Origin of the sequence: Streptomyces sp. NBC_00210, from assembly GCF_045160975.1 — a bacterium.
Lineage (GTDB): Bacteria > Actinomycetota > Actinomycetes > Streptomycetales > Streptomycetaceae > Streptomyces.
Genome location: NZ_CP108120.1, coordinates 1226551 through 1239457, shown reverse-complemented (window position 1 = coordinate 1239457; position 12907 = coordinate 1226551). Strand labels below are relative to the sequence as shown.

At 70.1% G+C, this 12907-nt stretch carries 13 protein-coding genes; 7 read left to right on the top strand and 6 right to left on the bottom strand.

The window, feature by feature from the left end:
* Nucleotides 1–56: 56 nt before the first annotated feature.
* The 3 genes from OG729_RS05595 to OG729_RS05585 form a co-directional block, all read right to left on the bottom strand.
* On the bottom strand, nucleotides 57–1031 hold the full coding sequence (locus OG729_RS05595; RefSeq protein WP_360866138.1) for an acyl-ACP desaturase: 975 nt from the start codon (nucleotides 1029–1031) through the stop codon (nucleotides 57–59).
* Nucleotides 1032–1147: 116 nt separating this feature from the next.
* Nucleotides 1148–1924, bottom strand: a complete 777-nt coding sequence (ddaH, locus tag OG729_RS05590; protein WP_360866135.1) for a dimethylargininase — start codon at nucleotides 1922–1924, stop codon at nucleotides 1148–1150.
* A 114-nt stretch (nucleotides 1925–2038) separates the two neighbouring features.
* Nucleotides 2039–3682, bottom strand: a complete 1644-nt coding sequence (locus OG729_RS05585) for an ABC-F family ATP-binding cassette domain-containing protein (protein ID WP_360866133.1) — start codon at nucleotides 3680–3682, stop codon at nucleotides 2039–2041.
* A gap of 275 nt (nucleotides 3683–3957) precedes the next feature.
* On the opposite strand from OG729_RS05585, the gene OG729_RS05580 reads away from it, so the two are divergent.
* A complete protein-coding gene (locus tag OG729_RS05580) occupies nucleotides 3958–4635 on the top strand; it encodes a GPP34 family phosphoprotein (RefSeq protein ID WP_405804657.1) in 678 nt (225 codons plus the stop codon).
* A gap of 64 nt (nucleotides 4636–4699) precedes the next feature.
* Here OG729_RS05580 and OG729_RS05575 read toward each other — a convergent pair whose 3' ends face one another.
* Nucleotides 4700–5116 (bottom strand): SsgA family sporulation/cell division regulator, encoded by a 417-nt coding sequence (locus OG729_RS05575; RefSeq protein WP_360866128.1) that lies wholly within the window; start codon nucleotides 5114–5116, stop codon nucleotides 4700–4702.
* Nucleotides 5117–5269: 153 nt separating this feature from the next.
* Between OG729_RS05575 and OG729_RS05570 the strand changes: the two genes are divergently transcribed.
* Nucleotides 5270–6397 (top strand): WD40/YVTN/BNR-like repeat-containing protein, encoded by a 1128-nt coding sequence (locus OG729_RS05570; RefSeq protein WP_405804655.1) that lies wholly within the window; start codon nucleotides 5270–5272, stop codon nucleotides 6395–6397.
* Between the two features lie 19 nt (nucleotides 6398–6416).
* On the opposite strand, the gene OG729_RS05565 is transcribed toward OG729_RS05570, so the two are convergent.
* Nucleotides 6417–6716: a YciI family protein gene (locus tag OG729_RS05565; RefSeq protein ID WP_142212731.1), complete on the bottom strand. Its 300-nt coding sequence runs from the start codon at nucleotides 6714–6716 to the stop codon at nucleotides 6417–6419.
* Between the two features lie 293 nt (nucleotides 6717–7009).
* Here OG729_RS05565 and OG729_RS05560 point away from each other — a divergent pair, with 293 nt between their 5' ends.
* Nucleotides 7010–7723, top strand: coding sequence for an endonuclease V (locus tag OG729_RS05560; RefSeq protein ID WP_405804653.1), 714 nt, complete (start codon nucleotides 7010–7012; stop codon nucleotides 7721–7723).
* A 49-nt stretch (nucleotides 7724–7772) separates the two neighbouring features.
* Nucleotides 7773–7913: a morphogenic membrane protein MmpA gene (gene mmpA / locus OG729_RS05555; protein ID WP_404727879.1), complete on the top strand. Its 141-nt coding sequence runs from the start codon at nucleotides 7773–7775 to the stop codon at nucleotides 7911–7913.
* Nucleotides 7914–7927: 14 nt separating this feature from the next.
* Here mmpA and OG729_RS05550 read toward each other — a convergent pair whose 3' ends face one another.
* Nucleotides 7928–9127: a saccharopine dehydrogenase NADP-binding domain-containing protein gene (locus OG729_RS05550; RefSeq protein WP_360866115.1), complete on the bottom strand. Its 1200-nt coding sequence runs from the start codon at nucleotides 9125–9127 to the stop codon at nucleotides 7928–7930.
* Between the two features lie 259 nt (nucleotides 9128–9386).
* Here OG729_RS05550 and OG729_RS05545 point away from each other — a divergent pair, with 259 nt between their 5' ends.
* Genes OG729_RS05545 through OG729_RS05535 form a run of 3 tightly spaced genes read left to right on the top strand, consistent with a single transcriptional unit; the run spans nucleotide 9387 to nucleotide 12895 of the window.
* Nucleotides 9387–10517 carry a CaiB/BaiF CoA transferase family protein gene (locus OG729_RS05545; protein WP_405804651.1) on the top strand — a complete coding sequence of 377 codons (1131 nt, stop codon included), beginning with the start codon at nucleotides 9387–9389 and terminating at the stop codon, nucleotides 10515–10517.
* Nucleotides 10514–11656 (top strand): acyl-CoA dehydrogenase family protein, encoded by a 1143-nt coding sequence (locus OG729_RS05540; protein WP_405804650.1) that lies wholly within the window; start codon nucleotides 10514–10516, stop codon nucleotides 11654–11656. The genes OG729_RS05545 and OG729_RS05540 overlap by 4 nt, the downstream gene beginning before the upstream one ends.
* Before the next feature lie 24 nt (nucleotides 11657–11680).
* On the top strand, nucleotides 11681–12895 hold the full coding sequence (locus OG729_RS05535) for an acetyl-CoA C-acetyltransferase (RefSeq protein WP_360866106.1): 1215 nt from the start codon (nucleotides 11681–11683) through the stop codon (nucleotides 12893–12895).
* Nucleotides 12896–12907: the final 12 nt, after the last annotated feature.

Sequence of the window (12907 nt, the reverse complement as noted above, 5' to 3'; positions counted from 1 at the left end):
CGCCGCCCGCCGACCTGCCGGGCGGTTCAGCCCGCCCCATGCCTGCCGGCCGCGGATCAGCCCGCCGCCCGCGCCGCCATCCGCGCCTTACGGGCCGCGAGCTTCTCGTCGAACTTGGTCGCCTCGGAGTTCAGCCCGCCCATGTACAGCCCGAGCTCCTCCTGCGCCTTCAGGCCCTCCGGGCCGAGCCCGTCTATCTCCAGGACCTTCAGGAAGCGCAGCACGGGCTGCAGCACATCGTCGTGGTGGATCCGCATGTTGTAGATCTCGCCGATCGCCATCTGCGCGGCCGCGCGCTCGAAGCCCGGCATGCCGTGTCCCGGCATCCGGAAGTTGACGACGACGTCCCGCACGGCCTGCATCGTCAGATCGGGGGCGATCTCGAAGGCCGCGCCCAGCAGGTTCCGGTAGAAGACCATGTGCAGGTTCTCGTCGGTCGCGATCCGCGCCAGCATCCGGTCACAGACGGGGTCGCCCGACTGATGGCCGGTGTTGCGGTGCGAGACGCGGGTGGCGAGCTCCTGGAAGGCGACGTACGCCACCGAGTGCAGCATCGAGTGGCGGTTGTCGGACTCGAAGCCCTCCGCCATGTGCGCCATCCGGAACTGCTCCAGCTTGTCCGGGTCGACCGCGCGCGAGGTGAGCAGGTAGTCGCGCATCACGATGCCGTGCCGGCCCTCCTCCGCGGTCCAGCGGTGCACCCAGGTGCCCCAGGCGCCGTCGCGGCCGAAGAGCGAGGCGATCTCGTGGTGGTAGCTGGGGAGGTTGTCCTCGGTCAGCAGGTTCACCACCAGCGCGATCTTGCCGATGTCGGTGACCTTGGACTGCTCGGGCTCCCAGGCCAGGCCGTCCTCGAAGTGGCCGGGGAAGTTGCGGCCGTCGGTGAACGGGACGTACTCGTGCGGCATCCAGTCCTTGGCGACCTTGAGATGGCGGTTGAGTTCCTTCTCCACCACCTCCTCCAGCGCGAACAGCAGTCGGGCGTCAGTCCACGCTTCCGAACTGCCGAGGTGGGGAGAGGTGATCGTCACGGGTGCTCCAGGGGGACGGGAGAGTTACCTACGTATTCGTAGGTTACGAGACCGTAGGTTAAAGCCGCAGTAAGCCATGGGCCAAGCCCGGATGGCTGATGTCCGGTTACGTTCCGTTATGCGTACAGGTCACGGAGACGGACCGAGAGGCAGGTCACGCAGCCTTCGAGCTTCTCGAACTCGCTGATGTCCACCGGGACCGGTTCGTAGCCGAGGTCCGTGAACAGTTCGGCCGTCTTCGGCGCACTCGCCGCCATCAGCAGTTTTCCGCCGCCGAGCAGCACCACGTGGGAGCCGGACTCCTCCGGCACCGGGAGATGGCGGGGGAAGACGGACGGGATGTCGACCAGCGGCGGGTAGCCGATGACGGTGGAGTCCGGCAGCGCGGTGACGGCCGACTTCAGATGCAGCACCTTCGTCACCGGCACGGCCACGACCCGGGCGCCCAGCGGCTCGAAGGCGGCGCGCAGCTGCTGGACGCCCGCGGCGTTCGTACGGCCGCCGCGGCCGACGTAGATCGTGTCGCCGATCTTGAGGACGTCGCCGCCGTCGAGGGTGCCCGGCTCCCACACCCAGTTCACCGAGCAGCCGAGCCGGGCCAGGGTCTCCTCCACGGCCGCCGTCTCCGGCCTGCGGGACTCGGCCCCCGGCCGGGCGATCAGCGCGACATTGCGGAACACCACCACCGTGTCCTCGATGAACACACCGTCCGGGCAGTCGTCGGCCGGCTCCGCCTCGACGGTCTCCCAGCCGTGCTCGCGCAGAGTCGTCGCGTACGTCTCCCACTGCTCCAAGGCCAGCTCGGCGTCGACGGGGGAGCGCTCGATATGGGTGACAAGCCCCTCGGCAAGGCGCGGGCTGGGGCGGCGGATCAGGGCTTTCTTGCTCGGCACGAGGGGTTCTCCAGGGGAGTCACGGGTCTGTTCGGCCCATCATGACCCGCCGCCCCGGGTCCCAGTCCAGCCCTCGGGCCCTGCGTACTTACTCCGCAGTACCCGCTGTGATCCTCACGCCATCGGCAGCCCGCCCTCCCGCACCTCGTCCGCCGTGATGTCACGCAGCTCGCCGTCCAGCAGCAGCCAGCGCGTGATGCCGATCGACTCCAGGAACGGCACATCGTGACTCGCCACGATCAGCGCTCCCTCGTACGACTCCAGGGCCTCGGTCAGCTTCCGCACACTGGCCATGTCCAGATTGTTGGTCGGCTCGTCGAGCATCAGCAGCTGCGGCGCCGGTTCGGCGAGCAGCAGCGCCGCGAGCGCCGCCCGGAACCGCTCACCGCCCGACAGGGTCCCGGCCGGCTGATCGGCCCGCGCGCCCCGGAAGAGGAAACGGGCGAGCCGCGCCCGGATCCGGTTGTTGGTGGCGTCGGGCGCGAACCGCGCCACGTTCTCGACGATGCTCAGCGCGTCGTCGAGCACATCGAGCCGCTGCGGCAGAAAGCGCAGCGGCACTTCGGCGACCGCCTCGCCCGAGACCGGATCCAGCTCGCCGGTGATCGTCCGCAGCAGTGTCGTCTTGCCCGCGCCATTTCTTCCGACCAGTGCGATCCGCTCGGGACCGCGCACCTCGAACTCTCCCTTCACCCCGGCTCCGTAGCGCAGTCGCAGCTCGCTCAGCCGCAGTACGCCCCGGCCCGGATGGACCTTGGTGAACGGCAGCTCGATGCGGATCTCGTCGTCGTCGCGGACCGCGTCCACGGCCTCGTCGAGGCGCTCCTTCGCCTCCGCGAGCTTCTCCGTGTGCATGATGCGGTGCTTGCCCGCCGAGACCTGGGCGGTGCGCTTGCGCATCTTCATGACGGCGCGCGGCTCCCGCTTGATGTCGTACATCTTCTGGCCGTAGCGCACACGCTTGGCCAACTTCAGGTGGGCATCGGCCAGTTCGCGCTTCTGCCGCTGTACGTCGGCCTCGGCGACGCGCACCAGCCGCTCGGCGGCCTCCTGCTCGACGGCGAGCGCCTCCTCGTACGCGGAGAAGTTGCCGCCGTACCAGGTGACCTCGCCGTCCCGCAGATCGGCGATCTGGTCGACCAGTTCGAGCAGTTCACGGTCGTGGCTGACCACGACCAGCACTCCGGACCAGGCGGCGACCGCGTCGTACAGCCGCCGGCGCGCGTACAGATCCAGATTGTTCGTCGGCTCGTCCAGCAGCAGCACATCCGGCCGGGCCAGCAGCAGAGCCGCGAGCCGCAGCAGAACGCCCTCACCGCCGGACACCTCGCCGATGGTGCGCTCCAGCCCGATGTGGCCGAGCCCGAGCTGATCGAGGGTGGCGTGGGCGCGCTCCTCGACGTCCCAGTCGTCGCCGACCGCCGCGAAGTGCTGCTCGCCGGGGTCGCCCGCCTCGATGGCGTGCAGCGCGGCGCGGGTGGCCGCGATGCCGAGGACCTCGTCCACCCGCAGAGCGGTGTCGAGCACCAGGTTCTGCGGCAGAGCGCCGACCTCGCCCGCGATGCGGACCGCTCCGCCCGTCGGCGTCAGCTCGCCGGCGATCAGCTTCAACAGGGTTGACTTTCCGGAGCCGTTGAGGCCGATCAGCCCGGTGCGGCCCGGGCCGACCGCCAGCTGGAAGTCGTCGAAGACGCCGGTGCCGTCCGGCCAGGCGAAGGAGAGTGAGGAGCAGGTGATGTGAGAAGAGGCAGTAGACATACGGGTCTCCCGGTTGCGTGAAAAGAGGCAAGGGCAACGGGTGGAGACACCGCTGATGCGTACGACGGCCGCCGGGAGCACAGAAGGTCCCGGTCGGGGAGGACGGCTGGAAACGCCGAGGTCGCACGCGGCGCGCACAGCATGCTCAAGGAAGCTGTGGCGCACGGTGTCTCATGACCTCAGACGAGCAACGTCCTTCTCCAATCAACGACAACAGGACTGCTGTACACCGTACGAGCGGGCCCGGTCGCCGTCAACGAATTATCGTGAGCGCTGTGCCCAATGGATCGCTCTCGCTCGCCGCGCGGCTCTACCTCCTGTCGTGGGACACCGAGCGCATGACGCTCATCGGCGCCCCCCACCTCGCCCTTCTCGTACGGGCCGGGGCACTCGCCGAGCTCGCGCAGCGCGGCATGCTCACGGACGACGACGACGTGGTGCGGCCCATCGGTGACAACCGCACCGGTGACCTGCCCCTCGACAGACTTCTTGAGCTGATCGAGGAGTCCAGGCCCCGCAAGTGGCGGCGCTGGCTGACGTTCCACTCCGCGTACACCCTCGACGCCGTCCGCTCTCAGCTCACCGCGGCCGGCTATCTGCGCAGGCGGCGCAGGCGGGTACTCGGTCTCTTCCCGTCCGCGCACTACGAACTCGACCGCGTCGATGTCGTGAAGTCGATGCGCGAGGACACGCGGACCGTCCTGGTCGGCCCGGCGGCGGTGGCCGACATCTCGGACCAGGACGCGGCCCTTGTCGCGCTCGGGGCCGCGGCGGAACTGCGCACGCTCGCCGACAGCAGGGAGCGGGGGCGCCACAAGGCCCGCATCGAGGCACTGACGGAACGCAGCGCCGCGGCCGCGCCCGCCCTGAAGAAGATCATCCAGGAGGTGCGGGACACGATGGCCGTCGCGGCGACGTCGGCGCCCGCCACCGGGGCCATGGGCGGCAGTTGACGCGGCACCCGACGGCACGGAGATGTCGGATCCTGCGGGTCACGGCGGCCCCTCTGCCCCGGAGTCAGCAGGCGTCGCGCAGCAGCTCGGCCAGATTGTGGTCGAGATCCAGGTAGAGGTGCTCACGGCCGCGGGGAACCATGCCCTGCACCCGCTTGAGGAAGCGGCGCAGCTCGCTGGTGCGGACATGCACCATGGCGACGCCCTCCGGAGCGTGGAACTCCACCACCGTACGGTCGAAGCCGAACGGCCTGACGCGCACGTCGCCGACGCCGGCCGGCGCGTCGATGCCCGCCGCGAGCAGCTCACGCGAGAACGCCCACGACACCTCGTTGCCCTCCAGCGTCGCCGGGGGCGGGAAGGCCATGCGTACGGCGAAGGGATCCTCGCGGTCGTACCGCAGTGTCGCCGCGACGGACTCCATCTGGGGCGACGCGGCGACCAGCCGGGCCTGCACGGCGTGCTCGATGACGGTGGACAAGGCCTGCTCCTTCGTGCGCGGCTCGCTAACGCCTCCCTTACACCGGGAGAGACGTCGGATTGACTCAATCCGTGCATCGGGTGAGCGAGTGACGTGCGTCACCGCCCGGCGCACCCTGGACGGGATATGGCCCGTGGGCTAGCTTCCAGCGCCATGACGTCCAAGGGGAAGACGAGACGAATGGTGTCGGTGGGACTGTGCGCGGCGGCGGTGGCCGCGGTGCTGGCCGCACCGGCGCAGGCAGCCCAGCAGAGGAGCGGCAACGCGGCAGGCGGGGACGCGGCGGGCGGGGACGCGGCCGGCTCGAAGGGGCCGAGCTGGAGCCTCAAGAACACGGGCGCAGACGTACGGTTCCGGGGCCTCGCGGCCGTCAGCCGCAAGGTCGCCTGGGTCGCGGGCTCCAAGGGAACGGTGCTGCGCACGGCGGACGGCGGCCGCAGCTGGCGCAATGTCTCCCCGCCCGGCGCGGGAGAGCTGGAGTTCCGTGACGTCGAGGCGTTCGACAGCCGGCGCGCGGTGGTGCTGGCCATCGGGGAGGGCGAGGCGTCCCGGGTCTTCCGCACGGACGACGGTGGAGCGAGCTGGACCGAGTCCTTCCGCAACACCGACCCGAAAGCCTTCTACGACTGCCTTACCTTCTTCGACAGCCGCCACGGCCTCGCGATGAGCGACCCGGTGGACGGCGCGTACCGCATCCTGTCGACCGGCGACGGCGGCAAGTCGTGGAAGGTGCTGCCGAACGCCGGGATGCCCGCGGCGCTGCCGGGCGAGGCGGCCTTCGCCGCCAGCGGCCAGTGCCTGGTCAGCTCCGGGCCGAAGGACGTCTGGCTGGCCACCGGCGGAGGCGCCACGGCACGGGTACTGCACTCCGCCGACCGGGGTCTGAACTGGACCGTCGCCGAATCGACCATTCCGTCAGGGGATCCGGCACGCGGGGTCTTCGCGCTCGCCTTCCGCGACCGTGCCCACGGCATCGCCGTCGGCGGCGACTACCGCGGCGACCAGGCGTCTCCGCTCGCCGGAGCGGTCAGCTCGGACGGTGGTCGCAACTGGCAGCAGTCGAAGACCCCGCCGCCCGCCTACCGTTCCGGCGTGGCCTGGCTGCCGCACAGCAGGTCCGGCGCGCTGGCCGTGGGCCCGACCGGAACCGATCTGACGCTGGACGGCGGCCGCAGCTGGCGCACCGTCGACACCGGCTCGTTCGACACGGTCGACTGCACGCCCGACTTCGGCTGCTGGGCCTCGGGCGAGAAGGGCCGCGTCGCGCGGCTGGAGTTGTGAGCCGCTTCTCGCGATCGTTCTAGGAGGGCAACTGCTGGCGGTACGGAGCCAGTTCGGGCGCGGTCTTGGTCGCGATGAACTCCGTGATCCGGTACTCGCACACGCCGCCGACCGTGAAGGGGTCGGCCGCCGCGATCTTCTCGATCGTCGCGCGGTCGTCCCCGACGGCCAGAATCACGCCGCCGTCGCGCGGGTTCTTGCGGCCCGAGGCGATGAACACGCCCTCCTCGTAGAGCGCGTCCAGCCAGGCCACATGCGCATCGAGGAGCTCGTCGACGCGCTCGACGGGCGCGGTGTAGGTCAATTCCAGTACGAACATGATCGCCAGGCTACGCGACACGGGAGTCCTCGGGCCGAGCGGTCCGGGGCTCAGGTCCTGTCCGGCCGATCTTGCCGGGCTCGCGTGCCCTGGCACGCACATCTGCTGCGTTGTCGTCAGTCGCCTACTCCCCCGTAGCCCTTCGGGCACGGGAGGTGCCCCCATCGCGTGGGCTTCTTCCTCCGCCTTGCATCTGCACGCACCAGACCCTCCCCCTACGCCCTGGAGGCGTGGGGGCCCCCACTCACTGATCCGGCCTGATCGACCGGACAGGACCTAGGCTGGGCGTCACCATGAAGATCATCGACATGCCCGCGGACTGGCCCGCCGACGAGGCCGCGGCCCTTTCCGTCCAGGACGAACTGCGCACCCGCGTCATCCTCGACGAGCCCGGGCCGCCGCCCGCCACCGGTCTGGTGACCGGCGTCGATGTGGCGTACGACGACGAGCGCGACATCGTCGCCGCGGCGGCCGTCGTGCTGGACGCCGCGACGCTCACCGTCGTCGAGGAGGCCACCGCGATCGGCCGGGTCGCCTTCCCCTATGTCCCGGGACTGCTGGCCTTCCGGGAGATCCCGACCGTGCTCGCCGTCCTGGAATCCCTCGCCACGGACCCCTCTCTCGTCGTCTGCGACGGCTACGGGCTGGCTCACCCGCGACGCTTCGGGCTCGCCAGCCATCTCGGCGTACTGACGGGGCGGCCGGTGATCGGCGTCGCCAAGAACCCCTTCGTCTTCAGCTACGGCGAACTCGGCCCACGCCGAGGGGACTTCGCCTCGCTTCGCGCCGACGACGGCGAGGAGGTCGGCCGGGCGGTGCGTACCCAGGACGGCGTCAAGCCGGTCTTCGTCTCGGTCGGCCATCGCGCCACCCTGGACAACGCCTGCGCGCACACGCTCCATCTCGCCTCCCGCTACCGGCTCCCCGAGAGCACCCGCCTCGCCGACCGGCTCTGCCGACGTGCACTCGTGGTGGCCCGTACTCAGGTACCCGTGCCGGGAAACTGAGTATCTGAGCGGATGTCAGGAACCGGCCGTGATCGGCATGCTCCTGCGCATGACGACTCACACCACGAACAGCGCCGCCGAATCCACCACCCGCCCCGTTGAGCGCACCGTGACGATCGTGCTCATTCTGTCCGCACTGGCAGGCTTCGCCTGGGTGGGTTCGATGGTCTTCTCCGCGCTGCGGGGCTGACTGCCTCGGCGCCTTCAGCGGGTGGCCGCCACCCGGAAACGGATCCCGGCCGCCTGAAGCCGCGCCAGCAGCGCATCCCCCATCGCCACCGCCGTAGTGACCTGACCCGAGGTGTCGGGCAGTTGGTCGAAGGCCAGCGACAGCGCCGACTCCGCGAGCATCTTCGCCGTCTCGTCGTAGCCCGGATCGCCACCCGACACCTCCGTGAACACCGTGCGGCCACCCCCCTCGCCCACAAAACGGACCGAGAACCAGCTCTTCGCCCGGCGCCGCTCGTCCGGACCCTCACCCGGCTTGATCCGGTCCGACAACCAGCGTCGGGCGGGAGGCAGTTGGGCCAGCCCGAAGAGCGCGCCCATCGCCGCCACACCGCCCGCCGCCATCGGCAGCGTCTCCACCGCCGCATAGTGCCGGTAGCGGAAGTCCGGACCGTACCGGGGCAGCGCACGCGCCGAGCGCGCCACGATCTGCGGGTCGACCGTCGGCAGCGGCAGCGCCCAGGTCCCGGTCTCGCGGCTGAACCGCGGCCCGCCGAGCGGAGCCCGCGCCCGCCGTCCCACCAGCCGCGGCTCGTGCAGCCGCCGCTCGTGCGCCGCTTTCAGCATCTGTCGGCCGCGACCCATCGCGGTGAGCGCGGAGGCGAACGTCCCGCCGGAGAAGGTCGCGTTGGAGCGTACGAACCCGTCGACCCGCAGCGGCACGTCCTCCGGCAGCTGCTGGACGGTGAAATACGCACCCAGGTCGTGCGGGACGGAGTCGAAACCGCAGGCGTGGACGAGCCGCGCCCGGGTCTCCCGCGCCCGCGCGTCATGCCGCACGTACATCAGATCCACGAACTCGGGCTCACCGGTCAGGTCCAGATAGTCGGTGCCGGCTTCCGCGCAGGCGGCGACCAGCGGCTCGCCGTACCAGACGTAGGGCCCGACCGTGGTGGCCACCACACGGGCGGACTCGGCGAGTCGGCGCAGCGACTCGGGATCGTCCGCGTCCGCCTCGATCAGCGGGAGTTCTGCGCAGTCGGGATGCCCGGCGGCGAGGTGCTCGCGCAGTCGTTCCAGCTTCTGGCGGCTGCGGCCCGCGACGGCCCAGCGGCATCCCTCGGGGGCGTGCGCCGCGAGGTACTCCGCGGTGAGCGCGCCGACGAATCCGGTCGCTCCGAAGAGCACGATGTCGTACGGGCGCTGTGCGCGATCAGTCCCGTTCTGCCTGTTCAATGGCCCCTCCGCCGTTGCCCCCGAGGTCATGTCGGTGGCTGAGGCTAGCGTGCCCGGCGTCGGCCGGGCGCGCGAGGGCGACCTGAGCCCGCCACGCCTCCGGTGCTGGCCGGAAAGAGCCGATTTCGCCGGGAATCAAACGGTAAGCTGCGCCCAATTCTAAGCGCTTGCTCGGCCAGGACCCTTGTGCCGGGTGGAACGTGTTCTTACCATCACTGGTGTTACATCAGTTGTGTCACAGTGCGGCGCTGGGGGCTTGATGGCAGCGATGGGTAACGGCCCGCTGGCCGGGGTACGCGTGGTCGAACTGGCGGGCATCGGGCCCGGCCCGTTCGCCGCGATGCTCCTGGCCGACCTCGGCGCCGATGTCGTCCGGGTCGACCGGCCCGGCGGCGCAGGTCTGGCGATCGACCCGGCGTACGACCTCACCAACCGCAACAAACGCTCCGTGCTCATCGACCTCAAGGCGGACGACGGCCCCGGCCAGGTGCTCGACCTGGTCGAGCGGGCCGACGTACTGATCGAGGGCTACCGCCCCGGCGTCGCCGAACGACTCGGCGTCGGACCGCAGGAGTGCCACGCGCGCAATCCGCGCCTGGTGTACGGACGGATGACCGGCTGGGGCCAGGACGGGCCGCTCGCCCAGCGCGCCGGGCACGACATCGCGTACATCGCCGTCACCGGCACGCTCGGCATGATCGGCAAGCCCGACGAGCCGCCCGCTGTCCCGGCCAATCTCGTCGGCGACTACGCGGGCGGCTCGCTCTATCTCGTCGTCGGAGTGCTCGCGGCCCTGCAGCACGCCCGCACCGAGGGCGGCTCCGGCCAGGTCGTGGACGCGGCCATCGTCGACGGTGCCGCCCATCTCGCCACCATGATCCACGGGATGATGGCGGCCGGCGGCTGGCAGGACCGGCGCGGCGCGAATCTGCTCGACGGCGGCTGCCCGTTCTACGGCAACTACGAGACCGCGGACGGCCAGTACATGGCGGTCGGGGCGCTTGAGCAGCAGTTCTACAACGAGTTCATCGAGCTGCTCGGCATCAAGGACGAGGCCCCGGCCCGTAAGGACTTCGCGCGCTGGGGCGAGCTGCGGGCCGCCGTCGCCGCCCGCTTCAGGACCAGGACGCGCGAGGAGTGGACAGCCGTCTTCGAGGGCTCCGACGCCTGTGTCGCGCCGGTGCTCTCGCTGCGGGAAGCCCCCTCGCACCCGCATCTCGCGGCCCGCGGAACGTTCGTCGACCACGGCGGACTCACCCAGCCCGCGCCCGCGCCCCGCTTCTCCGCCACGCCCGGGTCCGTGTACCGAAGCCCCGCCCAGCCGGGTGCCGACACCGACGACGTGGCGCTCGACTGGGACGTGCCCGGGCTCACCAAGGAGGACCGTTGAAGCGCCAGATCTTCCATGCGGAACACGACGCGTTCCGGGAGACCGTCCGCACCTTCCTCGCCAAGGAGGTCCTCCCGCACTACGAACAGTGGGAGAAGGACGGCATCGTCTCGCGGGACGCCTGGCTGGCCGCGGGCAAGCAGGGGCTGCTCGGACTCGCCGTGCCCGAGGAGTACGGAGGCGGAGGGAACGCCGACTTCCGCTACAGCGCCGTCCTGGCCGAGGAGTTCACCCGGGCGGGCGTGGCCGGACTCGCGCTCGGGCTGCACAACGACATCATCGGTCCGTATCTGACCTCGCTGGCCACCGACGAGCAGAAGCGGCGCTGGCTCCCGGGATTCTGCAGCGGCGAGATCATCACCGCCATCGCGATGACCGAGCCGGGCGCGGGCTCCGACCTCCAGGGCATACGGACGAGCGCCGAGGACCGGGGCGATCACTGGCTGCTGAACGGCTCCAAGACCTTCATCTCCAACGGAATCCTCGCCGACCTCGTGATCGTCGTCGCCAAGACCACCCCCGAGGGCGGGGCGAAGGGACTTTCCCTGCTGGTCGTCGAGCGCGGCATGGAGGGCTTCGAGCGCGGCCGCAATCTCGACAAGATCGGCCAGAAGTCCCAGGACACGGCCGAGCTGTTCTTCAACGACGTACGCGTCCCGAAGGAGAATCTGCTCGGCGAACCGGGCGGCGGCTTCATCCATCTGATGACCAATCTCGCGCAGGAGCGCATGGGTATCGCGGTCGCCGGTATCGCCGCCGCCGAGTATCTGCTGGAGATCACGACGGCGTACGTCAAGGAGCGCGAGGCATTCGGGCGGCCGCTCGCGAGGCTTCAGCACATTCGCTTCGAGATCGCCGAAATGGCCACCGAATGCGCCGTCACCCGTGCGTTCCTCGACCGCTGCATCGTGGATCACTCGAACGGGGAACTCGATGCCGTACACGCGTCGATGGCCAAATGGTGGGCCACCGAACTGCAAAAGCGTGTCGCCGACCGCTGTCTGCAATTGCACGGCGGCTATGGCTATATGACCGAATACCGCGTCGCCAGGGCTTTCACCGACGGCCGGATCCAGACCATCTACGGCGGTACGACCGAGATCATGAAGGAGATCATCGGTCGTTCTCTGCTCGGCTAACCCTCAGCGAAAGGCTCTTGACCAGTGAGCACCGAAGCGTATGTGTACGAGGCGATCCGCACCCCGCGCGGTCGTGGCAAGGCGAACGGCGCCCTGCACGGCACCAAGCCGATCGACCTCGTCGTCGGTCTGATCCACGAACTCCGCAGCCGCTTCCCCGGCCTCGACCCGGCGGCGATCGACGACATCGTGCTCGGCGTCGTCGGCCCGGTCGGCGACCAGGGCTCCGACATCGCACGTATCTCCGCCATCGCGGCGGGGCTGCCGGACACCGTCGCCGGTGTACAGGAGAACCGCTTCTGTGCCTCCGGTCTCGAGGCGGTCAACATGGCCGCGATGAAGGTCCGTTCCGGCTGGGAGGACCTGGTGCTCGCCGGCGGCGTCGAGTCCATGTCACGCGTGCCGATGGCCTCCGACGGCGGCGCCTGGTTCGCCGACCCGATGACCAACTTCGCGACCGGCTTCGTCCCGCAGGGCATCGGTGCCGACCTCATCGCCACCATCGAGGGCTTCTCCCGCCGTGACGTCGACGAGTACGCCGCGGTCTCGCAGGAGCGGGCGGCCGCGGCCTGGAAGGACGGCCGTTTCGAGCGTTCCGTCGTCCCGGTGCGCGACCGCAACGGCCTGGTCGTCCTCGACCACGACGAGCACATGCGCCCCGGCACCACCGCGGACTCCCTCGCCGCGCTGAAGCCCTCCTTCGCGGGCATTGGCGACATGGGCGGCTTCGACGCCGTGGCGCTGCAGAAGTACCACTGGGTGGAGAAGATCGACCACGTCCACCACGCGGGCAACTCCTCGGGCATCGTCGACGGAGCGGCGCTCGTCGCAATCGGTACGAAGGAGGTCGGCGAGCGGTACGGCCTCACCCCGCGCGCCCGGATCGTGTCTGCCGCTGTCTCCGGCTCCGAACCGACCATCATGCTCACCGGACCCGCGCCCGCCACACGCAAGGCGCTCGCCAAGGCCGGTCTGACGATCGACGACATCGACCTGGTGGAGATCAACGAGGCGTTCGCCGGAGTCGTGCTGCGCTTCGCCCGCGACCTCGACCTCCCGCTGGAGAAGATCAACGTCAACGGTGGCGCGATCGCCCTGGGCCACCCGCTCGGCGCGACGGGCGCGATGATCCTCGGCACCGTCATCGACGAACTGGAGCGCCAGGACAAGCGGTACGGCCTCGTCACGCTCTGCGTCGGCGGAGGCATGGGCATCGCCACGATCGTCGAGCGCGTGTAGCGCCGCGCGCAC

Bases quoted from the DNA above. Each gene is read 5' to 3' on its own strand.
- OG729_RS05585 (WP_360866133.1), bottom strand. From the start codon at position 3,682: ATGTCTACTGCCTCTTCTCACATCACCTGCTCCTCACTCTCCTTCGCC.
- OG729_RS05570 (WP_405804655.1), top strand. From the start codon at position 5,270: ATGACGTCCAAGGGGAAGACGAGACGAATGGTGTCGGTGGGACTGTGC.
- OG729_RS05565 (WP_142212731.1), bottom strand. From the start codon at position 6,716: ATGTTCGTACTGGAATTGACCTACACCGCGCCCGTCGAGCGCGTCGAC.
- OG729_RS05560 (WP_405804653.1), top strand. From the start codon at position 7,010: ATGAAGATCATCGACATGCCCGCGGACTGGCCCGCCGACGAGGCCGCG.
- mmpA (WP_404727879.1), top strand. From the start codon at position 7,773: ATGACGACTCACACCACGAACAGCGCCGCCGAATCCACCACCCGCCCC.
- OG729_RS05545 (WP_405804651.1), top strand. From the start codon at position 9,387: ATGGCAGCGATGGGTAACGGCCCGCTGGCCGGGGTACGCGTGGTCGAA.